This is a genomic window from Paenibacillus sp. AK002 (assembly GCF_053903045.1).
On sequence record NZ_CP096377.1, the window covers coordinates 5,492,947 to 5,513,922 of the forward strand.

Annotated in this window: 20 protein-coding genes; 10 read left to right on the forward strand and 10 right to left on the reverse strand. The window is 53.0% G+C overall.

Annotated elements, in window-relative coordinates:
- Window positions 1–217 precede the first annotated feature (217 nt).
- Window positions 218–1,597: an NADP-specific glutamate dehydrogenase gene (gdhA, locus tag M1D70_RS24475; protein ID WP_456288207.1), complete on the forward strand. Its 1,380-nt coding sequence runs from the start codon at window positions 218–220 to the stop codon at window positions 1,595–1,597.
- 49 nt (window positions 1,598–1,646) lie between these two features.
- Here gdhA and M1D70_RS24480 read toward each other — a convergent pair whose 3' ends face one another.
- Both M1D70_RS24480 and M1D70_RS24485 read right to left on the reverse strand, forming a co-directional pair.
- Entirely contained in the window at window positions 1,647–2,630 is a 984-nt protein-coding gene (locus M1D70_RS24480; RefSeq protein WP_009595789.1) for a diaminopimelate dehydrogenase, read from the reverse strand.
- Between the two features lie 147 nt (window positions 2,631–2,777).
- Window positions 2,778–3,839, reverse strand: coding sequence for a suppressor of fused domain protein (locus M1D70_RS24485; protein ID WP_456288208.1), 1,062 nt, complete (start codon window positions 3,837–3,839; stop codon window positions 2,778–2,780).
- A 237-nt stretch (window positions 3,840–4,076) separates the two neighbouring features.
- Here M1D70_RS24485 and M1D70_RS24490 point away from each other — a divergent pair, with 237 nt between their 5' ends.
- Window positions 4,077–4,808 (forward strand): hypothetical protein, encoded by a 732-nt coding sequence (locus tag M1D70_RS24490; RefSeq protein ID WP_456288209.1) that lies wholly within the window; start codon window positions 4,077–4,079, stop codon window positions 4,806–4,808.
- 340 nt (window positions 4,809–5,148) lie between these two features.
- On the opposite strand, the gene M1D70_RS24495 is transcribed toward M1D70_RS24490, so the two are convergent.
- Window positions 5,149–5,910 (reverse strand): SDR family NAD(P)-dependent oxidoreductase, encoded by a 762-nt coding sequence (locus M1D70_RS24495; RefSeq protein WP_456288210.1) that lies wholly within the window; start codon window positions 5,908–5,910, stop codon window positions 5,149–5,151.
- A gap of 206 nt (window positions 5,911–6,116) precedes the next feature.
- On the opposite strand from M1D70_RS24495, the gene M1D70_RS24500 reads away from it, so the two are divergent.
- Window positions 6,117–7,229: a DUF3626 domain-containing protein gene (locus M1D70_RS24500; RefSeq protein ID WP_456288211.1), complete on the forward strand. Its 1,113-nt coding sequence runs from the start codon at window positions 6,117–6,119 to the stop codon at window positions 7,227–7,229.
- Window positions 7,230–7,362: 133 nt separating this feature from the next.
- On the forward strand, window positions 7,363–8,220 hold the full coding sequence (locus M1D70_RS24505) for an AraC family transcriptional regulator (RefSeq protein ID WP_456290495.1): 858 nt from the start codon (window positions 7,363–7,365) through the stop codon (window positions 8,218–8,220).
- A 176-nt stretch (window positions 8,221–8,396) separates the two neighbouring features.
- On the opposite strand, the gene M1D70_RS24510 is transcribed toward M1D70_RS24505, so the two are convergent.
- Complete coding sequence (locus tag M1D70_RS24510; protein WP_456288212.1) at window positions 8,397–8,891, reverse strand: GyrI-like domain-containing protein; 495 nt, start codon at window positions 8,889–8,891, stop codon at window positions 8,397–8,399.
- A gap of 95 nt (window positions 8,892–8,986) precedes the next feature.
- On the opposite strand from M1D70_RS24510, the gene M1D70_RS24515 reads away from it, so the two are divergent.
- Window positions 8,987–9,679, forward strand: coding sequence for a GyrI-like domain-containing protein (locus M1D70_RS24515; RefSeq protein ID WP_456288213.1), 693 nt, complete (start codon window positions 8,987–8,989; stop codon window positions 9,677–9,679).
- Window positions 9,680–9,796: 117 nt separating this feature from the next.
- Here M1D70_RS24515 and fabV read toward each other — a convergent pair whose 3' ends face one another.
- Both fabV and M1D70_RS24525 read right to left on the reverse strand, forming a co-directional pair.
- A complete protein-coding gene (gene fabV, locus M1D70_RS24520; RefSeq protein WP_456288214.1) occupies window positions 9,797–10,987 on the reverse strand; it encodes an enoyl-ACP reductase FabV in 1,191 nt (396 codons plus the stop codon).
- A gap of 222 nt (window positions 10,988–11,209) precedes the next feature.
- Window positions 11,210–11,959, reverse strand: coding sequence for an SDR family NAD(P)-dependent oxidoreductase (locus M1D70_RS24525; RefSeq protein WP_015737046.1), 750 nt, complete (start codon window positions 11,957–11,959; stop codon window positions 11,210–11,212).
- 144 nt (window positions 11,960–12,103) lie between these two features.
- Between M1D70_RS24525 and M1D70_RS24530 the strand changes: the two genes are divergently transcribed.
- Complete coding sequence (locus M1D70_RS24530) at window positions 12,104–13,003, forward strand: LysR family transcriptional regulator (protein ID WP_456288215.1); 900 nt, start codon at window positions 12,104–12,106, stop codon at window positions 13,001–13,003.
- A gap of 110 nt (window positions 13,004–13,113) precedes the next feature.
- Here the strand turns inward: M1D70_RS24530 and M1D70_RS24535 are convergent, their stop codons facing one another.
- Window positions 13,114–13,866, reverse strand: a complete 753-nt coding sequence (locus M1D70_RS24535; protein ID WP_456288216.1) for an exodeoxyribonuclease III — start codon at window positions 13,864–13,866, stop codon at window positions 13,114–13,116.
- Between the two features lie 250 nt (window positions 13,867–14,116).
- Between M1D70_RS24535 and M1D70_RS24540 the strand changes: the two genes are divergently transcribed.
- Window positions 14,117–14,260: a hypothetical protein gene (locus tag M1D70_RS24540; protein WP_009595787.1), complete on the forward strand. Its 144-nt coding sequence runs from the start codon at window positions 14,117–14,119 to the stop codon at window positions 14,258–14,260.
- Window positions 14,261–14,494: 234 nt separating this feature from the next.
- On the opposite strand, the gene M1D70_RS24545 is transcribed toward M1D70_RS24540, so the two are convergent.
- The gene (locus tag M1D70_RS24545; protein WP_009595844.1) at window positions 14,495–15,511 is read right to left on the reverse strand and encodes an iron-hydroxamate ABC transporter substrate-binding protein; all 1,017 of its coding nucleotides are present in this window, start codon (window positions 15,509–15,511) and stop codon (window positions 14,495–14,497) included.
- Window positions 15,512–15,662: 151 nt separating this feature from the next.
- On the opposite strand from M1D70_RS24545, the gene M1D70_RS24550 reads away from it, so the two are divergent.
- Both M1D70_RS24550 and M1D70_RS24555 read left to right on the forward strand, forming a co-directional pair.
- Entirely contained in the window at window positions 15,663–16,703 is a 1,041-nt protein-coding gene (locus M1D70_RS24550) for a FecCD family ABC transporter permease (RefSeq protein WP_015737052.1), read from the forward strand.
- Window positions 16,704–16,705: 2 nt separating this feature from the next.
- A complete protein-coding gene (locus tag M1D70_RS24555; RefSeq protein ID WP_009595749.1) occupies window positions 16,706–17,710 on the forward strand; it encodes a FecCD family ABC transporter permease in 1,005 nt (334 codons plus the stop codon).
- Window positions 17,711–17,931: 221 nt separating this feature from the next.
- Here the strand turns inward: M1D70_RS24555 and M1D70_RS24560 are convergent, their stop codons facing one another.
- Window positions 17,932–18,981 carry a 2,3-butanediol dehydrogenase gene (locus M1D70_RS24560; RefSeq protein ID WP_456288217.1) on the reverse strand — a complete coding sequence of 350 codons (1,050 nt, stop codon included), beginning with the start codon at window positions 18,979–18,981 and terminating at the stop codon, window positions 17,932–17,934.
- Between the two features lie 328 nt (window positions 18,982–19,309).
- On the opposite strand from M1D70_RS24560, the gene M1D70_RS24565 reads away from it, so the two are divergent.
- Window positions 19,310–20,338, forward strand: coding sequence for a LacI family DNA-binding transcriptional regulator (locus M1D70_RS24565; protein ID WP_009595842.1), 1,029 nt, complete (start codon window positions 19,310–19,312; stop codon window positions 20,336–20,338).
- Between the two features lie 74 nt (window positions 20,339–20,412).
- Here the strand turns inward: M1D70_RS24565 and M1D70_RS24570 are convergent, their stop codons facing one another.
- Window positions 20,413–20,931, reverse strand: coding sequence for a DinB family protein (locus M1D70_RS24570; RefSeq protein WP_456288218.1), 519 nt, complete (start codon window positions 20,929–20,931; stop codon window positions 20,413–20,415).
- Window positions 20,932–20,976: the final 45 nt, after the last annotated feature.

A 20,976-nucleotide genomic window follows, 5' to 3' on the forward strand; every position in this document is an offset into this window, starting at 1 on the left:
TAATGACAGGTTCATAGAAATATTTAATGAGTTTGCAAAAAACATTTTATTGGTAATACGAGGCAAGATTCTATAAAATTCTTTTTAACTTAAAAATGCTGAGTGCAAACTTTTAATGGTTTTGTACAAATGGTTCAAGACGGACGTCCCTTTCCTGCAACACCAACGATTTTTCTCGCAATTCTACTTTAACGATTTGAAGGAGTGCATCGCAAAAGTGACTACGAATATTTCTGTAACTTCACCCCTTACTGCCGCGCAAGAATATGTGGAATCCATCTATAACCAAGTTGTAGCCCGCGATCCGCATGAGTCCGAGTTTCACCAAGCCGTCCGGGAATTTGTGGATTCCCTCGTCCCTGTGTTAGCCCAGCACCCGAAATATCGTGAACACGGCATTCTGGAGCGCCTTGTCGAGCCGGAGCGCATGGTCACCTTCCGCGTACCTTGGGTGGATGATCAAGGCAAAACGCAAGTCAACCGCGGATTCCGCGTTCAGTTTAACAGCGCACTTGGTCCGTACAAAGGCGGCATCCGGTTCCATCCGTCGGTTTATGCCGGCATCGTCAAGTTCCTCGGTTTTGAGCAAATCTTCAAAAACTCGCTCACCGGCCAGCCCATCGGCGGCGGCAAAGGCGGTTCGGACTTCGATCCGAAAGGCAAATCCGATCAGGAAGTCATGCGTTTTACCCAGAGCTTCATGACCGAGCTGTACCGTCATATCGGACCTGATTCCGATGTGCCTGCGGGCGATATCGGCGTGGGCGCTCGTGAGATCGGTTATATGTTCGGTCAATACAAACGCATCCGCGGAGGGCATGAGGCCGGCGTGCTGACAGGCAAAGGCGTCATTTATGGCGGAAGTCTGGCACGTACGGAAGCAACCGGTTACGGCTGCGTCTACTTCGTACAGGAGATGCTGGCTGCGAAGGGCCTTAGCTTCCAGGACAGCCGCGTCGTGGTGTCCGGTTCGGGCAACGTCTCCATCTACGCCATCGAAAAGGCACAGCAGCTCGGTGCGCACGTCATCGCTTGCAGCGACTCTAACGGATATCTGTATGATCCGGAAGGAATTAACCTTGAAACCGTCAAGCTGCTCAAGGAGCGGGATCGTCTGCGGATCAGCGAATACGTGAAGATTCATCCGCATGCCGTATACACCGAAGGCTGCACGGGAATCTGGACGCTTCCATGCGATATCGCACTCCCTTGCGCCACGCAGAATGAGCTCGACGCCGACGCTGCGAAAACCCTCATTTCGAATGGAGTGAAGGCCATCGGCGAAGGCGCGAACATGCCTTCCACGTTGGAGGCGATTGAGCTGTTCATCAGCAAGGGCATATTGTTTGGGCCGGCTAAAGCCGCCAATGCAGGCGGAGTTGCCGTATCGGCTCTCGAGATGAGCCAAAACAGCATGAGAATGTCATGGACGTTTGAAGAGGTGGATGCGAAGCTCCATCAAATCATGAAGAACATTTACACCAGTGCGGTAGATGCTGCAGAAGAGTATGGCGTAGCCGGCAATCTTGTGGCCGGTGCCAACATCGCAGGCTTTATCAAAGTGGCCGATGCCATGATCGCGCAAGGAATCGTATAAATCACACACAAAAAAGCCCTGCCGCATATGCGGCAGGGCTTTTTGCAGCTTATAGGAGCTCGCTGCGGAGCTGTTCGGGCGTTTTTGGCGACAGGTACCCGAGCGGAATGTCAAACACCGTCTTGGCGCCCTGCTGTCCCTCTCTGCTCAAGCGATGCGCAGCTCTTGCATAAGACACGAGCACGCTTGCCGTAAATTCAGGGTTGCTGTCCAGCTTCAGGCCAAATTCAACAATTTGCTTGCTTCCGTTTCCGGTAACCCCGCTGCGGATGACAAATCCGCCGTGTGGCATCCCGGCATGCTCAGCCTCAAGTTCTTCTTGCGTAATGAAGGTAACGGTTGTATCGTAATCGGAGAAATAGTTCGGCATCGACACAATCGTCTGACGGATTTGCTCTTGGTCCGCGCCTTCTTCCGCAACGACGAAACAATCTCTCCGGTGCTTCTCGCGAGTGGCAAGCTCCGGTGTCTCGCCGGAACGGATCTGGTTAATAACCTCTTCTACAGGAACCGTGTATTGAACGCCTGCTTTCACTCCGGGTACGCGACGGATCGCATCGGAGTGGCCTTGGCTCACGCCTTTGCCCCAGAACGTATAATCTTTGCCTTCCGGCAAAATCGCTTCGGCAAGCAGACGGTTCATGGAGAACAAGCCCGGATCCCAGCCTGTCGAGATGACGCTGATATGGCCGCCGCCCATCGCCGCTTTGTTAACCTCCTGGAAAAACTCAGGAATTTTTGCGTGCGTGTCAAAGCTGTCTACCGTATTGAACATGCTGGCAAGCTGTGGCGTTTGCTCCGGCAAATCGGTAGCCGAACCGCCGCACAGAATCATCACGTCAATCTTCCCGATATATTGCTCTGCCACTGAAATATGCTCGAAACGTGCACCGGAATTGGCCGGCATTTGCTGCGGGTCTCTGCGCGTGAAGATGGCTACCAGCTCCAAATCCGGATTTTGCCCGATGGCTTTCTGCACGCCCTTGCCCAAGTTTCCATAACCTACGATCCCTACTTTAATAGTTGCGTTCAATGTTATCCTCCCTTTGTCAGTCCATTTGCTTTGACATGATGTTTATGTACTGCTTTAAAGTATAAGTATATAGACATCACACTAATTGTAAACTATTTTATATGAAGAGGAAATTGTTTCTAGCTGCATCATTCATATTTTCACCTGCTACCCGATAACTTGAACAACGTTTCCTTCCTGATCCTTGATTTCCGTCTTCACGATTTCAATTCGGATTCCAGGTAAACCGGAAAGCTCGAAGGTGCTGACCTGCGGAACCAAATGGCTTGAGAATTCACGCGCCGTCCGATCGTCCAGGATCAACTTAACGTCTCCATCCTCCGAGGTCCAGCGGCTCTCGTTCCCCGGCTCAAATATGACCCGAACCTCCGAACCTACAAGGCTCAAGCTCTTCTCCTTCAGAATTCGCCCCTGCAGCAGCTTGCCGATGATGCCCGCCTGCTTGGCGCCGATTTGGAGCGCAGCCGGGGTTTTGCTTAACCAGCCCTTTTTTCCCGGTTCAAAAGCCAGCTGGCTCACATAGAGAAATCCAGTGTTCGAGCCTTCCTCCTTCATTCCTCTATCCACGGTTTCCGAGATCGAAGGTATCTTAAGAAACGAATCCCGATTCAAATCCGTTATGTAAAGCGGCATATGTTCTGCACAGGCTTGCAGCACGCCAAGCGTATTCCAGGTCTGCATCGCCTCAAGCTCTTCCCGGGTAATGCCGATCATCTGCAGGAATTCGACCCGCCCATTCGGTGTATCCATGGCCGGCAGCTCGGGATCCTCGATAAAGGCGAGTGCGGTCAGCTGCGTATCGGCACCCAGGCAGATCGGTCCATTGGCATCCAAATAATCGCCCGAGCGAAAAATATTCCCGCTGTTAAACACGTATCTCCCCATATTCTGAAGCAGATTTAGCGCCCACGCCGGCGGCTCTTCCTCATCCTTCGGCTTAGCCATCCTGAACGTCAATTCGAAGCCGTAACCGCTCTCCTCCAGATGATCCGATTCTTTATCATACAGCTCGCTAAAACCATAGGTAACCATATGCCAATGCGGCATTGGCGTATCAGAGGCATAAGCGCTGATTCCATTCAGCGGATCGGGTCCTCCAAGCGCATACGGAATCAGCGCTCCGTAATGCTTCGGCTCCTGCTCTCCATACAGCTTCAGCAGTGCATCGTCAATCGCGTCCCAGCCGGGTGCGTTATCTTCATATGTCATATCCTGTTCCCTCCCATTATCGTTTCCATCCTAAACTTCACCCTATCCGCGTCCGTTTAATCATATCCCCTTCCATTAGGCGGCGCATTCAACAATTGCCGATAATATAAACAAGGAGGCTTTAGGACAATAGCCCATCATCCTCCTTCACTTCATTATATAGGACATATTGGGGAATGAAGAAGTTTCCAGATAAGTGTATAATAGTACCATATCAACAAAGGAGCCTACATGTTCATGAAAAAACGAACGGCATTATCAGTAACCTTAACGCTCACCGCTTCGCTTACAGTCTCTTCGCTAGCCCTGCAGCCGGCCTCTGCCGACGCGGCCTCCGCCAAGGAATGGATACAAATTTCCGAACGGACGTCCTATTACGGCGAAGCGGCTGACGGCCAGCCTAACGGACGCGGCACCATCAAGTGGGGCAACGGCAAACAATATTCCGGCGATTTCATTGACGGGAAGCGTGCCGGGAGCGGTAAATACATTAACGAATACCAATTGGACGGCGAAGCGCATAAGGTGGTGTACAGCGGCCGCTGGAACCATGACAAGATGGATGGCGAGGGCATCCTGACCCATAAGGTGACATTGCCGGACGGGTCCGTCCGATGGAATCAGATCCAGAAAGGGACATTCAAGGCTGGCGTCTTCCAAAGCGGATACGATGTCATTCATGCCGTGGCCGATCCCGACTACAGCTTTACCTACAAGAAGGGCAAGGAACTGCTCGTGATTATGGGCACCAATCAGAACATGAAGAAAAACTGGGCCAGCGGAACGATGTTCAGCGCTCAATACAAGAATGGTTCCGTTAACCACCATTACTCGATCTTCCCGGCCAATTCGGCGGCCGAGCAGCGTCAGAACGACGCCGCGCTCCGATATTTCAAGAGCATTCAAGCCAAGATTGCTCCGCATCTGCAGCAATTCGAAGCATTGTCCAAGCAGGTTCCGTTAAAATAACCGCCATAAAAAGAACCCGGTATTGCCAAGGCAGAACCGGGTTCTTTGATTTTTTCTTCAAAAAGCCCGCTGATTAAGCAGGCAACGGCGGTTATCATGCTGCGCGCTTCTCGATTACTGCATGACCCCACCATTATAAGGCGGCTTACTGGAAGGAATTCGCCATCTTTCTGCGCATGTCCCTCGTTCGTGATCGTCTTATCGAATCGCCGCTGACGCGCCTCCATCGTCTTGGCGCCTTCAATCGACAGCGCCAAGCGGCGCTGGTTGGCTGTAGGGCAAACGATCAAAGAATTGTCGGGCCGCCGGATTCTGCTCACTCAGGCTTATTCCGTCATCCCTATTGTGCCGTCCAGCCGCCATCCACAAGCAGCACGGTGCCCGTAACGAGGTCGGATGCCGGCGATGCCAAATAGATAACGGCGCCGGCCACATCGTCTATGGTGCCGATCCGGCCAGCCGGGATCCGCGCCAATACGCCGTCCCGAAACTCGGGGGAGTCCAATCTCTCGGCCGTTCCCGGCGTATGGATGAAGGTGGGACCTACCGCATTGATGTTGACGCCCCGGCTGGACCACTCCAGCGCCAGCACCTTCGTCAGCTGGTTAACGCCGCCCTTGGAGGCGCAATAGGCAGCGCCTTCGGTAATCCCGACGACGCTGACCTGCGAGCTGACGTTGATGATTTTTCCATAGCCTTGCTCCAGCATAAGGCGGCCGGCAGCCTGACAGCAGAAAAATACGCCCTTCAAATTAACGTCCATCATCTCGTCCCAATAATCTTCCGTGATGTCTTCCGCGAGCATGCCCTCTCCTAAACCCGCGTTATTGACCACGATATCCAGCCTGCCAAAGTCCTCGGCTACCTGTCCAAATACGGATCGGATCTGCTCCACATTGCGCACATCCAGCTCATAGGCCTTGGCCTGGCCTCCCGCCCGGGAGATTTCCTCAACCAATCGATCCAGCGACGCTTTGCTTCGTGCCATGACGGCAACCTTGGCTCCTGCCGCTGCGAGCGCTTGGGCTAGTCCGTAACCGATGCCTTTGCTGGCACCCGTCACGATTGCGATTTTATCCTGAATGCTGAAATTGGGCTGCATAGGGTAAACCTCCATCACCTTGGATTCGTTTATGTAGTTACATTAAAGCATGACGTCTTGGCCTCAGGCAATCATTTCGGATGTTCTCTTCATCCACCACTCCTGAAACACGAAAATTGCATCCATAGAGGAATCTACGCATCAGGGATAGAAGTGAGGAATATCGTATCGTTGTATTTTAGTATGAAGGTATGGAGGTTCCAACAATGAGCGAACGGTTAACCGAAGCGCAGCGGCAAGCGATTCTTCATGTCGAATCGTTAGCGGCGAGCTCACGGAAGAGCACCTCGGCCATGACGGAGCATATTTTACGAAAACATGGAAAAGAACCCGTTACGGTGCGCCGACAGTTAACGCGCATTGGGAAGCATGCCCGAGTCACGTTGAATTTCCATCCGGATCGGATACTGCCTACAGGCCGCTCCGTTATCGAGTCTCTCCTGATGGAAGGCGTATATCATAACCAGTTCATCACGAGCGTGACCAACGGAAGCCGTACGGCCTACCCGGGCGGCGACCGCGACCAATGGGAACGGCTCCTGTTTGGCGGAGCCTACCAGCAGCCCGGCGTTCGCCATGACGAGCGGCCGAAGTACGGCGCACTCAATCTCATGAATTATGCTGACGGGGCATCTCCCCGCTTCGGTTCTTGTTTTCTGGTGCTGTCTCCGGGCATATTGAAACGCAGTACCTTTACATTCGGTGACAGTCATGCAGGTCCCGAGTTTGTAGGCACCCTCCGTCAGTGGGATTCGATTCTCGCGGCGCTCTTGCAGCAAGTGGAATCCACCGGCTCGGCCCTGGGTTCTCCGAATGTAAATATTCCAGCTATGCTGGAGCGGCTGATTCATCTTCCTTCATCGCATACCGGTCCCTCCGGACCGGTCGGCCGCTCCTTGGACGATTATATTGAAGCACAAATCCATGGTACGATCGGCTTGTCCAGCGATGCGGAGGCCCTGGTTGCCGATCCGTCCTACAAGCATACCCCGATCGGCCGCCTGCTCCATGCGCTGTGTGAGCGATATCATCTTGCCCTGTCCTGGCATCCAGGGTTCTCTCTTGCCGTGCAGGATGTCCCCGATAACTTCAGGGGGCCCGCCATGCCGCCGCTGGCCAAGCGGATCGACCAGAGTTACGCAGGCTCGAAAGGCGTCCTGGATGCGGCCATCATCGGCAAAGCGGCTGCTCACCTGGAGGATGATCCAAGCCATTGGAGCGATTGGGGAACCTATGAAGAGACTTTTCAGCATCTCAAACAGCTGTGGCATGTGCTCGTAAAATATGGACATCCGAATCCGAATGCAGCAGACCGCTGAGCGGCGTTTGCGGCTTGCGTTTCCAACGGAATGTCCGCCCGCGGATAGCATGGCTAGCGAAATCCGTGCAGAAACGGCTAGGCCTATCCGCTGCAGCTTCTTATATATTGATCTTAGAAAGGATGATGACCGGATGGATTGGGTCCAGCGGATGAATGAAGCCATCGGCTATATAGAAGCGAACATAACCGAAGAGATCGATTACGCTGAAGCGGCGCAGGTCGCCTGCTGCTCCGTATACCATTTTCAACGCATGTTTCCGTTCATTACGGATGTCACGCTCTCCGAATACATACGGAGACGGAGATTGACGCTGGCCGCCTTCGAGCTGCAAAACAGCGAAATCAAGGTCATCGACCTTGCACTTAAATACGGCTATGATTCCCCGGAAGCGTTCGCGCGTGCATTCCAGAACATGCACGGCACAACGCCGACGGCCGCCCGCCAAGCCGGTACCAAGCTGAAGGCCTATCCCCGCATCTCCTTTCAATTCTCCATGCGAGGGGCTGCCGAAATGAATTACAGAATCGAAGAAATGAAGGCATTTTCCGTTGTCGGATTCAAGAAGCAAGTAAGCACGCAGCGCGCCTATGAAGAGGTTCCTTTTCTCTGGAAAGACGCCCATGCGGAAGGCATCTTCGACAAGCTGTGGAACTATCGTGCGCAAGACCATCCCATCCGGGGAATTCTCGGGGTTTGTGCAGACGGCGACTACGGGAAGAACGAGTATTTCGACTACATCATGTCCGTCGTATCGACGCATAATCCTCCGGAGCCGATGGTGCTGCGGCATTTCCCTGCCGCTGCATGGGCGGTATTCGAGCTGGAAGGAGATCCGAGCCGTATTGCGGAGATGTGGAAGCGTCTTTATACCGAGTGGATCCCGTCCCATGCCTACGATCTAGCGCCGCTGCCTGCAATCGAATGCTATCTTCCCCCGGACGAGTATAAGAACGAATTATGGATTCCTGTCATTCGAAAGGCGCAATAAGTATACTGATTAACGCGTTCGGCAGGCGGATAAACTAGATATCCTCCATGCGCATCAAGATGGAAATATAAAAAAAACCGCTCCTCATCAGAGCGGTTTTCAGCTTTTCGCATAAGATTGTAGGTAAGGCTAGAAAGCCCGTCCTTTGTTGTCTGCCGTGTTCCTGCCAGATCCGGCTATTCGGTTTGAACGGGAATCATGATCATAAACTCAGGGTCATCCGTATACGGGTCCTGACTCATCGGATATTGTTCAAAATGCGTTAAATGATCCGGATTGTATTCCGAGTAGCCTTGTTCCGTAATCCAGGCGTAGATATTGTTGTAAGATTGGTCGATGCTCTGCCCTTTGCGATGGGAACAAGCGGCATAGGTTAATGCGGGAACGGATATCGTAACCATCCCTTCCGGTACTTCCTCAATCCGCTCCACTTCGACGACGGCATAATGGATGAATCCGTCGCCCCCGGGAGCCGCGTGGTAAGATAATCCGAGCAGGGTGTCCGCATGGATTGCGTAAGGAATCTCCGCGAGACGCTCTTGCAGCGTCCGCTGCACCGCCCGGATTCCGCCTGCGCCTGCCTCGGCAAATGTGCCCTCCCACTTCAATCCAACCGCCTGAAATGCCGGCTTTCTCGTAACCGCTGCTTCATTTCGTTGATCGATGTTCATCGGTAAATACTCCTTTATCCTTTTTTTAGTTTCATTATATACTTGTACTATGCCAGAAACTGTCACAGTATAAAAAATACCCAAGGAGCAGATTTATGCCCAAAACCGAACGGATCCTTAACGTCATGCAGCGAGTGTATGAACGGCAGAACTTCACCGTCGGCGAGTTAGCCGAGGAATTCTCGGTCTCGTATCGTACGATGCTCCGCTATCTTCATGAACTGTCTCGGCTAGGCGTTCCCTTATACGCCAATGAAGGAAAGAATGGCGGCTATTCCATCCTGACTTCTCGGCAGAAGCGGGAACGATCCGAGCAGACGAACGAGACCATTCAGCGGATCATCAAACCGCGGACGCTGATCGTCGGCCTGGAGATGAAGCTCCCCTTCACAGCCTATTACATGTCTCAGGCCCTCAAGCCCAGGCTGTGGCAGGAGCTTCAAAACCGGATGGAGGAGATTCCCTATATCCGCCATAAAACGTCGAACCCCTTGTTTATTGCTGCTGTTTTGAATCGGCAGCCGATCTATCATTATGTAGCAGGGTTCGAGGTCAGCACGATCCGTGATATGCCGGAGCGGATGGTGAGTTTAACCCTGCCGACGCAGGAATATGCGATGTACACCCATGAAGGTCATTCCGAACGGGAGGATACCGACCAGTCCTATTCCTATGTTCTTCAGCTGCTGAAACAACGCGGACTTATGCCGAACCCCGAACACTACAGCCTGGAGCTGAGAACCTCGGTGCATGCCTCGAAGACCCAGATCTACATCCCTATAACCTGAATCAGGGAATATCATTCCGGGAAATGGTACGCTGCGGATGCGCATATTCAGCCTTACCCCTTGGCGATATAAAAAAAAAGCGAGCCCGGATCCTTTCCGGAGCTCGCCTTTGCTCGATTAAATGGCTTTCGGATTGTCGACCACGGGATTTACATCCGCATCATAATCCACGCCGTCGGTTTCAAAGCCGAACAGCTGGAAGAACTCGCGGCGGTAACCGGCAAGGTCGGTCAAGTCTCCGATATTTTCACTGGTCACTTTGCTCCACAATTCGGCTACTTCGGCCTGCACGTCCTCGCGAAGCTCCCAATCGTCGATACGGATGCGGCCCTTCTCGTCCACCGGCGTTTCTTGCCCGTTATAGAGACGATCCGAGAACAGACGGTAAATCTGCTCAATGCAGCCCTCGTGCAGCCCCTTTTCCTTCATGACTTTGTACAGCGCCGATACGTACAGCGGCACGACCGGAATCGCCGAGCTGGATTGAGTCACTAACGCTTTGCTCACCGTAACGTATGCGCGTCCGCCTCCGGTGGCAAGCTTCTCGTTCAGTTTCAGCGCGGTGGCCTCCAGGTGATCCTTGGCTTGACCAATAGATCCGTCCCGATAAATGGCCTTGGTAATCTCGGAGCCGATATAAGAGAACGCAATGGTGGTCACGTCAGGAGCCAATACGCCGCCTTCCGCCAGCTCGTTCATCCACAATTCCCAATCGTCGCCGCCCATGACCTCAACGGTGTTCTTCACTTCCTCTTCCGTTGCCGGTTCAATCGTAACCTCCGTCACTTCACCGGTATGGAAGTTAACCGTTTTGTTGGTATACGCTGGTCCGATCGGCTTCAATACCGAGCTGACCGTCTCGCCTGTTTCAGGGAGCGTGCGGCGAGCCGAGGCAACGCTGTAGACCACGAGATCGACCTGGCCCAGCTCTTTGCGGATCAGTTCAACCGTTTTGGCTTTGGTCTCCTGCGTGAAGGCATCTCCCGTCACGCTGTACGATTTCAAGCCGGCGGCATCCGCTGCCTTCTCGAAAGCGGCCGAATTGTACCAGCCCGCCGATGCGGTCCGTTTCTCGGTGGCCTGACTTGGACGATATACGCCTACGGTATTCGCCCGGGCGCCGAATGCGGCAGCTATTCTGGCCGACAAGCCGTACCCCGTGGAGGCGCCGATGACCAGCACATTGCGCGGCCCTTCGATTCCAGGCTGCTTCAGTACATAATGGATCTGCTCCTGCACTTGGGCTTCGCAGCCTACAGGATGGGATGTCGTGCAAATAAATCCGCGTGTTCTAGGTTTAATGATCATATTTATATACCTCTCTTTTCGTATCCGTCGTTTCATACCTTATGTATGGTCTGCCAAGTTCCCCTCTATTTTAACTGTTTTTTGCGGAGAGAGGAAATGTTTTGACGGGAAAATCAAGAAAAACCTCCCTTTGGTGTGAAGAGGCTTCAGCCTGCATTCCTTCCAAAGAGAGGTTCTTTATGTTTAATGCGCTATATCTTCTACCATAAAACACCAGACGGATTATTTGAATGAAGCATAGCCCTGGTCGGCCATGACCACGCTGCCCGTAATCGCAGCCGCTTCGTCCAGCGACACGAGATACACGGTATCGGCGACCACTTCGGGCTGCGTCAATTCTCCGCCCATGACTTTGGCTCTCATGGAATCCAGCATGCCGGAATCTTTATAGCCCTGGATGATCGGTGTATCGACGGCTCCAGGAGCAACGGCCACAACACGAATGCCGTATGGGGCCAGTTCAAGCGCGGCGGATTTGCTCATCATGATGACGGCACCCTTTGTCGCATGGTAAGCAAATGTTCCCGGCGAAGCCAAGAAGCCGAATACGGAAGCCGTGTTGATGATAACGCCCTTAATGCCCAGTTCTTTCATTTTTCTGCCTGCCGCGATGATACCGTAGGCAACCCCGTGCTGATTCACGTTAATCGTGCGATGGTAAAGATCCATATTTTGTTCAAGGACCGGCCCGGCGCCGCCAATGCCGGCATTGTTGTGCATGACGTCGATGCGGCCGTAGAGCTCAACCGCTTTATCCACAAGCGCCTCGACGCTTTCTTGTTTGGAAACGTCGACTTGAACGAATGAAGCTTCGCCGCCTTCTGCTTTGATCATATCGACGGTCTCTTGCCCGGCAGTTTCATTAAAATCGGCAACGACGACGCGATCGCCTTTTCTTGCGAATTTAAGGGAGACCTGGCGACCGATTCCGCTCGCTCCACCGGTAATTACCGCTACACGTTGTTCTGACATTATCAATGACCTCCTAGGGTAAAATAGCGTTATGTTTTGAACATTGTGTGTCCATGTCCTTGTGTTCATTGTAATGCCGGGTTATATTTAAGTAAATTTAAACATAATTAATGTTAATTAACTTCAACTTAAGGATGAGGTCATGTGAATCTCGAACAATTGGAATATATCGTGGAGACGGCCAAGACAGGATCGTTAACCAAGGCAGCCCAGAATTGCAACGTTACCCTTTCCGCGGTGAGCCAAGCCGTATCCAGCCTGGAAGCCGAGTTCGGTTTTTCTTTGTTCACCCGTTCGCGGCTTGGTGCTGTACCTACGGCCGAGGGTCAGCGGATTCTGCGGAAGGCTTATGCCATTTTGGAGCAATTTCAGGAGCTGAAGGCGGAGGCCGAAGGCTATTCTAATTTGCTTGGCGGGTCATTGCGGATTGCTACCGTACCGGTGCCTTTAACGCTGTCCATCGATGCCATTATCCGGTTCAAAAAAGACTTTCCGCAAATCAAACTCGACATCACGGAGAAAGCGACGCTCGATATTATTGAGGATATCAAGCAGAATCACGCGGATATCGGTCTGATCTTCGTCGATGAATCCATCATTCAGCAGCATCGCGGCCTGCATTTCGGGAAGCTCCTCGAGAGCAAATTCGTGGTGGGGGTCAGCCGCCAATCCCCTCTCGCCATGCGGCCATCGATCACGCCCGAAGAGCTCCGCGGATATCCCTTGGTACTGTATAAGGATGACAATCTGTTCAAGCTGATGGATGTATTCCAGGAGCAGTACGGAGACATGGATGTGCTGTTCTCCACCAACCAAACGAGGGTCATACAGAAGCTCGTCGAAGAGAATGTGGCGGTTACGGTAGGTGTCGACTTGTCCTTCACCAGCTTCGCTTCCGTTCCTTCGGGAAACATCGTGACGCTGGAGCTGGAGATGCCTCCCGGCCTCGCCGCTTCCTCCTTCGGGTGGGTGCAGCCCGGAACCCACCACCTGTCGAAGCCGGCGGCGATCTTTCTGGACAAGCTGAAGCATCAGATTGGATAAGGGGCTTAGGTTCGCCGAATGAAAAGCCAACCGGCAAATAGGGTCGTGGCATTATACCAGTCTCCCCGTTCGCCGGTTGGCTTTTTTAACAAGATCCTTATGTTAATGAATTACTCAAGCGTCAAACTCACCGGGCAATGATCGCTTCCGAGCACATGGCAGTCGATCTCGGCATCCTTCAGCTTCTCGGCTAAACGGGCAGACGTCAGGAAATAATCGATGCGCCAGCCGATATTCCGCTCCCTTACCTTGGCCATATAGGACCACCAGCTGTATACGTCCGTACGGTCCGGGTAGAAGTGGCGGAAGGAATCGATAAAGCCCGCTGCCAGCAGATCGGTCATTTTGCCGCGCTCCTCCAGCGTGAAGCCGGAATTCCCATGATTGGATCTGGCATTTTTCAGGTCGATTTCCTGGTGCGCCACATTCAAGTCCCCGCATACGATCACGGGTTTGCGTTCGTCGAGCTGAAGCAGGTAAGTGCGGAACCGTTCCTCCCACTCCAGCCGATAATCCAGCCGGCTCAGGTCGCGCTTCGCGTTCGGCGTGTATACGTTCACGAGATAGAAGTCCTCAAACTCCAGCGTGATCACTCTGCCCTCGGGCTCGCTGTCTTCCTCCAGACCATAGCGAACGGACAATGGGGCGATTCTCGTAAATACCGCCGTTCCCGAGTATCCCTTCTTCTCTGCATAGTTCCAATATTGCTGATATTCCGGACCCAGATCGAGCTCGATCTGTCCCGCTTGCAGTTTCGTTTCCTGCACGCAAAATATATCGGCATCCGCCTCATTAAAATAATCCATAAAGCCTTTCGTAACGCAGGCCCGCAATCCGTTGACGTTCCATGATACTAGCTTCATATCGCAACCTCCGTGGTATCCATATCGTTTTGCGCGTTGAATCTATGAATCTTCTAAATTCTATAATGGTATCATGTCACGGGTGAAACGAACAAGAAGCTTTGCCCCTTTCATCATAACTTCATGAAACGAATTGATAAGGCCTTGCGTGCATAATCCTGCCCCAAATCAGGAACAACATAAACGTAAACGAAGTGCGGTCATTTCGCACCCAATCGATGAGAATCCCACGAAAGGAGGAGTGCAGCAAATGACTGGCAGAAACAGCAAGCCTAAGAACGACGGCCCTTCCAGCAGCCCTGAACGTTTGGATCAATACGGGGACAAGCTGGCTTCCGAGAACGAAGAGGAGTTCACCTCCGCGGCCGAAGAGCATTGTCGGGATCAGGAATAATGGAATTGATACGGCTGTCGATGCCCATTCGATAATCACCGCAGCAAAAACACCCATCCATGCCAAGGCAATGAGATGGGTGTTTTTCCAATTCGATCATCTGGACGAACAAAATGCTCGTCGGTTATAACCATTCTGCTCCTCGCTGTCGTTTGCTCCGTCACCCATATCCATACCAAAAAGCCGCCTCCCGACCATATCGGGAGGCGGCTGCTTTGTTCACTCTGACAGCGTTTATTTCACCAAACTTTCCAGCACGTTATCAATGATCTGGCTGTTGGCAATCGTGCCGGTATAGAGCCAGCTTGTATCTTTTCCATATTCATAGATGTTGCCGTTCTTGACGGCCGGAATATTCGCCCAGAGCGGATCCTGAAGCACTTCGGCGCCTTCGCCGTCGCTGTTAATAAAGAACAGATGATCCGCGTCGAGCTCGGCCAATTTCTCCAGGGAAATGGAAGACCAGTTGCCGGTAGCCGATGCCGAGATTTCCTTCACCACGCTCGGAACGGTGAGTCCCAAGTCGCCGTACATTACGGCGCCGCTGGACAGCGTCTCGCTGACAACGAACAATTTGCCGCCGACAAGCCATATAGCCGCAGCGGATTCACCGCCGATCGCCTGCTGGATTTGCTCCCTGGCATCCTTGGCCTTCTGCTCGTATCGATCAAGCGCCGCTTGAGCTTCCTCCTCCATGCCAAAGATTTCGCCTACTTTCTTCAGCTCTTCGCGCCAATCGTTATTGACTTCGTTGCCGATGACGTAGGTAGGAGCAATCTTGCTGTACTGGCTGTATTTGTTGCCTTCTACCATAGAAGCGGAGTCCATGATCAACAGGTCCGGCTGAAAGCTTGCTACCGCTTCAAAGGGAAGATCATGCTCAATGGTCGGCACGTCTTTTAACGCATCCTGCAGATAATCCTGGACGTTTCCGCCCTTGACCGACCACTGCGCGATCGGGGTAATGCCCAATGCCACCAGGTTATCCTCCAAGTAAGAAGCGATCACCCGTTTCGGCTCCGCCGGAATTTTCACTTCATGGCCCATGGCGTCCGTCAACGTTCGTTCCGTCTTCGCTTCCGTGCTTCCTTCCTCCGGCTTGGCTTCGGTGCCGCCGTTCTGCTCGCTTGGCGTTGGCGTCCCCGTCGGCTCGTTGCCGGCTGCGTCCTTGCTGTTTCCGCAAGCTGCAAGCAGCGTTAAAGCCGCCAGCAGTCCTGCGATAATCCATATTTTTTTCTTGAAAAGACTCATCTTTCGTTTCCCCCTATGTATATTTTTTTGGCGCAATCACTAGCATTCTACGCATGAAGTGATATAATAACACTAACCATGATAATGAAATTCATTCTCATTTACAATACGTTATTTCAATATTTTTATCAACATAAAGGTTTAGGTGAACATGCAGGCAAATCATCCCAATCACAAAACAACCGCAAAATCCATTTACCGTCCCAAAACAGCGGCGGCCGTCATTCTCCTGGGGCTTGGTCTGCTGGCTGCCGCGATGGCATCTTCGATTATCTATGGCGCGTCGAACATTAAACTGTCCACCATTTGGGAGGCGTTTGTCCGCTTCGATGCCGATTCCACCCCGCACCAGATTATCCAGAGACTTCGAATGCCCAGGGCCTTGGCGGCTGCGCTAATCGGCGGTTCCTTGGCCGTATCGGGAGCCATCATGCAGGGCATGACAAGGAATGCGCTCGCCTCCCCTTCCATTATGGGTGTCACCGCCGGTGCCTCCTTCATGATGTCGATCGGGTTTGCCTTTATGGAGTCGCCATCCATTACTGCGCTCATGCTGTTATCTTTTGCAGGCGCCGGCCTGGGGGCCGGGCTTGTGCTGCTGATCGGCTCGTTATCCAAGCGGGGATTGACGCCTGTCAAGCTGGCCTTGGCCGGGTCAGCCGTTACCGCGCTGCTGAGCTCGATATCCTCGGCCATTGCCATCCGCTTTAACGTTGCCAAGGATATCAGCTTCTGGTATGCCGGTGGCGTGTCTGGCGTGCAATGGGTGAACGTGAAACTTCTGATCCCCGTCGCCATCGTCGGGCTGTTGATTGCGCTGGCGCTCAGCAGATCCATTACCGTCATGAGCCTGGGCGAGGAGGTCGCTACCGGGCTTGGCCAAAAAACGGGAACCGTCAAGTTCCTGGGCACGCTCGTTGTGCTGCTGCTGACAGGCGCAGCGGTGGCTGTAGGCGGAACGATCGGATTCGTGGGGCTCGTCATCCCGCATATCGTCCGCTTCATCGTCGGACCCGACTATCGGCTGATCATCCCTTGCTCCGCCGTCATGGGAGCACTTCTGCTGGTGTTTGCCGATGTGGGTGCGCGGATGATCAATCCTCCGTTCGAGACGCCGGTCGGGGCAATTACGGCGATGATCGGCGTTCCCTTCTTCCTCTATCTTGCACGGCGCGAAGGGAGAGGGCTGTAACGATGAATACAACGAGAAAAATCATGTCCGTATCCATGATTTTGCTGCTGACTATAATTGCCGTGTTCCTGGTCAGCCTGAATATGGGAACGATGAAAATCCCGCTAGCTGAAGTGGTCAAAGCGTTCAATGGGACAGGTTCCGAACAGAATTATACCGTCCTGATGCACTTTCGCCTTCCCCGCATGGTCATTGCCATCCTGATCGGTGCGGGAATCGCCGTCTCCGGCGCCATACTGCAAAGCGTTTCGCGAAACGCGCTGGCAGACCCGGGCATTCTCGGCATCAACTCCGGGGCAGGATTGGCCGTCGTACTGTATATTTTTTATTTTCAAGGCAGCTCGTTCAGTTCCGGCATATGGTCCGTCTATATCATGCCTTTTGCCGCGCTAGTCGGTGCATTTCTTGCCGCCTTCCTCATCTATTCGCTGGCCTGGAAGCAAGGCGTCACGCCGATCCGGCTGGTGCTTGTGGGGATCGGCATCAACGCGGCCTTCGGGGCGCTGATTATCGTATTCCAGCTGATGATGGACCCTAACAATTTCATGCAGGCCACCATCTGGCTGTCCGGCAGCATCTGGGGGGCAAGCTGGGAGTATGTCGTTGCGATCCTTCCGTGGATCCTGTTCCTGGTTCCTTGGGCCGTATATAAATCGCAAAATTTGAATGTGCTCAACCTGGGGGACCACACGGCTGCCGGGCTTGGGGTTACGGTCGAGCGCGAGCGTAGAACGCTGCTGTTCATCTCCGTTGCCCTGGCGGGCGCCTGCGTCGCCGTTGGCGGCGGCATCGCGTTTCTCGGACTCGTAGCTCCGCATCTGGCGCGCAAGCTGGTGGGCCCCCGTCATCAGGGAATGCTGCCTGTCTCCGCGCTTCTCGGCTCGCTGGTGCTGCTTGTGGCCGATATGATCGGCAAGAACCTGATGGCCCCTTCCGAAATCCCGGTCGGCTTGGTCGTTTCCTGTCTCGGAGCGCCTTACTTTATCTATTTGCTGATCAAGGATTAAGTTGGAATGGTTTAACAAAAAAGACGGCGATCGCCTCCCTGTCCATGCAGGAGGAAATCGCCGTTCTTTTTATATCGTGGTGCGGAGCTTGGTTGGTTCACAAGAGCGTGCTATGCACGGTTCTCGTTCAGCTCGGGGACGATCTTTTTGTTCGCAAGAGCAAAAAGACCGCGTTACGCGGTCTTTCATAAGCCATGCAGCTGCGAAGCGCAGCTTCGATATTAGTGAGCGCTCACCAGGATCTTCACTTGGTTCTTCTCTTTGAGCAGGGCCTCAAAGCCCCGGTCGATAACCTCATCCAGTTTGATCCGCTGGGTGACCAGCTTATCCGCCGGGAAGAAGCCTTTTTCCATCAGGCTGATCACAGCCGGGAATACGTCGCGATAGCCGATGATACCGGTAATGTTACGTTCCTTCATCACGATGTCATTCGGCACGATCGGAGCGGAGGTTTCGAAGATGCTGACAATCATAATCTGTCCGCCGATCTTCGTCGAGTTGATCGCTTGGGTAAGAACCGGCGGAACCCCGGTCACCTCGAATGCCACATCGACTCCGGCACCGGTACGGCGATGAAGCTCTTCTACTACATCGCAGGCCTTCGGATCAATGACGATAGCCCCCAATTCCTCGGCTTTCTGTTTGCGTTCCGGGGACAGCTCCACGGCGTAAATCTCGGATGCTCCCGCTGCCTTCAATGCTTCGATGACAAGCAGGCCGATCGGCCCGGCACCGAATACGACCGCCCGATCTCCGGCCTTCAGCTGGCTTTGGCGCACGGCGTATAGCGCGACTGCCGAAGGTTCCACCAGAGCCCCCTGTTCATAAGAAACGCTGTCCGGAATTTTATGAACCATGTGCTCATCCGCAGCTACATATTCGGAGAAACCGCCGCCACCGCCGGCGAGCCCGAGAAAGCCCATTTTGTCGCACAGATTGTATTTCCCTTGTCTGCAAGCCGCACATTTTCCGCACGCAAATACAGGCTCAACAACCACGCGGTCGCCAGCCTTGAATTTCGTAACGCCTTCGCCAACCTCTACCACCTGGCCGGAAAACTCATGGCCCATAACCACCGGAGCCTGTTCTCCGGTAAGGGCGTGAGGCGTATTCTCAGGTATAAATATAGGCCCGGCCACGTATTCGTGCAGATCACTGCCACAAATCCCGCACCACTCGACCTTGATTTTCACTTTTCCGTTCGTAGCTTGCGGCTCCGCGATCGTCTCCAAACGCAGGTCCTTTACTCCATGCCAGCGTAGTGCTTGCATTGTCTTCATCTCCTTATAGGTTCGAAAAAATAAAAACAAAACAGGAAACGTTTCCGAAATCAAATATGTCACAGGTTTGACAATCTGTCAAACCTGTTTCACCAAAATGTATGAAATGTCATGGACAACTACAGACTGTCGTTCCCCTGACTTTGCCGTGGAAATGCAGCGATTGGTACCGCATTGCTTGCTAGATGCCGTTGTCCCCTTGCGAATCCGGTGATGGAAGGACGTGCTTAATGTTATAATATAGTTATTGGCTCCAATCTCATCTTAAATCAGCACATGAACAGGAAACGTTTCCGATATAGAGAGGAATTTATCGAATATGGTGAACCCCAAAAAAGTAACGATTGAAGATGTCGCCAAACAAGCGGGTGTCGGTATCGCAACCGTGTCCCGGGCCATCAACGACAGCAAGGGCATCAGTCCGAAAACGAAAGCACGGATCATGCAGGTGATCGAAGAAATCGGCTTTAGTCCAGATACATCGGCCCAAAGCCTGAAGGTCCGGCAGACGAATCAAATCGCCTTGGCCGTGCCTGACATCCGAAATGCGATCATCCCGGAAATCGCCTGGTCGGTCGAGCAGACCGCCAAACAGCACGGCTATCGGGTCGTTCAGATCAATACGGCCGGAAATGCACGGAACGAGCTGGAAATCGTCAGGGATATCAAAAAACTGCACGTGGACGGCCTGATTATCATGCCGCTGGCTTATCCCAAAACACTGGGTGACCTGATTAACAAATCAAGCTTGCCCGTCTCGATTATTAATTACGGGAAACAGCTGGGAGATGAGTATAAAGCCGATATCGTTGGTCTGGCACGCCAGGAGGGCAAGCTCGTCATGGAGCATCTCCTGAAAATCGGGCGGAGCCGAATCGCCTATGCCGGTGCGCCCAAGGATAAAATCGAAGAGCGGTATTGGGCTTATGAGCAGTCGCTGCAGAAAGTCGATCCGTCGCTTGTCTATTTTGGGGAGGACTTCTCGTTTGAGACGGGGGTTCGCGCGGCGGACTATTTTTATGGCCTGAAGCATATGCCGGATGCCATCTATGCGGTTAACGATATGGTTGCCATCGGCATCGTCAACCGTTTTAAGGAGCTGAAGGTTCGGGTTCCCGACGATGTGGCGGTCGTCGGCATCGATAACAATGCATGGACCACCGTCACGACGCCGCAGATCAGTTCGGTGTCCATCATGGGCGATGAAGTAGCCCGGCTTGCGACGGAATTGCTGCTGAAGCGGCTTCGCGAGCAAAAGACCGGCCAATACGAGCGCGTGCAATTCGAGCCGCGGCTTATCGTCAGGGAATCGAGCGTGTCCGTGATCCGAAACGCAACAACCGACTAGGCGTGATTGAGACCCATAAAGAAGAGCCCGGAACGCGATGTTCCGGGCTCTTTTCCATTTTGAATCATGAACGCTTAATGGCTTAACGTATACAAATAATAGCCATAGTCGGTAGGCGTGCCGGGATGTCCGATTTGCCGGAGCATGGCGGTTACGTTCCCACGATGATAGGTCCCGTGATTAATTATATGCTGGATATAATCCAGGCAGCTGGCTCTAAAATCTCCGGACGGATAGATGGCGTCCAGATTCTCATGCTGTTCGATAAACAACCGGAAGCGCGCCGCCAGATCGTCCATTAGCTGGCCCAATTCTTCGATGCGCTTGCCTTCCGTTTCCGCAACCAGCCGAGCAATCGAATCCTTCAGACTCTCCAAGTACGCAGGCGACACCTCCGCGACTCCGCCCGCGTTAAAGAACGACAGCCAGCCGGAATCAATGACATAGATGTGCACCATCGTGTCATAAATGGATGGAAAGACGCTGACAATCTCCTTGCGGTATACCTCTTCCGAAAGCCCCTGCAAATATTCGCAAACCTTCCGGTTAGCCCATACGTGGTAATCGTACTGCTTCAATATCCATGTTTTCAAATCGTCGTTCCCCTTTTCATAGGCGGGGAAGCACGCAGTTTAAGG

Excerpts from the sequence above, each read along its gene's own strand:
- M1D70_RS24490 (WP_456288209.1), top strand. The coding sequence starts at position 4,077 with ATGAAAAAACGAACGGCATTATCAGTAACCTTAACGCTCACCGCTTCG.
- M1D70_RS24545 (WP_009595844.1), bottom strand. The coding sequence starts at position 15,511 with ATGAGTCTTTTCAAGAAAAAAATATGGATTATCGCAGGACTGCTGGCG.
- M1D70_RS24555 (WP_009595749.1), top strand. The coding sequence starts at position 16,706 with ATGAATACAACGAGAAAAATCATGTCCGTATCCATGATTTTGCTGCTG.
- fabV (WP_456288214.1), bottom strand. The coding sequence starts at position 10,987 with ATGATCATTAAACCTAGAACACGCGGATTTATTTGCACGACATCCCAT.
- M1D70_RS24515 (WP_456288213.1), top strand. The coding sequence starts at position 8,987 with ATGCCCAAAACCGAACGGATCCTTAACGTCATGCAGCGAGTGTATGAA.
- M1D70_RS24510 (WP_456288212.1), bottom strand. The coding sequence starts at position 8,891 with ATGAACATCGATCAACGAAATGAAGCAGCGGTTACGAGAAAGCCGGCA.
- M1D70_RS24565 (WP_009595842.1), top strand. The coding sequence starts at position 19,310 with ATGGTGAACCCCAAAAAAGTAACGATTGAAGATGTCGCCAAACAAGCG.
- M1D70_RS24505 (WP_456290495.1), top strand. The coding sequence starts at position 7,363 with ATGGATTGGGTCCAGCGGATGAATGAAGCCATCGGCTATATAGAAGCG.
- M1D70_RS24495 (WP_456288210.1), bottom strand. The coding sequence starts at position 5,910 with ATGCAGCCCAATTTCAGCATTCAGGATAAAATCGCAATCGTGACGGGT.
- M1D70_RS24550 (WP_015737052.1), top strand. The coding sequence starts at position 15,663 with ATGCAGGCAAATCATCCCAATCACAAAACAACCGCAAAATCCATTTAC.
- M1D70_RS24560 (WP_456288217.1), bottom strand. The coding sequence starts at position 18,981 with ATGCAAGCACTACGCTGGCATGGAGTAAAGGACCTGCGTTTGGAGACG.
- M1D70_RS24500 (WP_456288211.1), top strand. The coding sequence starts at position 6,117 with ATGAGCGAACGGTTAACCGAAGCGCAGCGGCAAGCGATTCTTCATGTC.
- M1D70_RS24540 (WP_009595787.1), top strand. The coding sequence starts at position 14,117 with ATGACTGGCAGAAACAGCAAGCCTAAGAACGACGGCCCTTCCAGCAGC.
- M1D70_RS24525 (WP_015737046.1), bottom strand. The coding sequence starts at position 11,959 with ATGTCAGAACAACGTGTAGCGGTAATTACCGGTGGAGCGAGCGGAATC.
- M1D70_RS24535 (WP_456288216.1), bottom strand. The coding sequence starts at position 13,866 with ATGAAGCTAGTATCATGGAACGTCAACGGATTGCGGGCCTGCGTTACG.
- M1D70_RS24485 (WP_456288208.1), bottom strand. The coding sequence starts at position 3,839 with ATGACATATGAAGATAACGCACCCGGCTGGGACGCGATTGACGATGCA.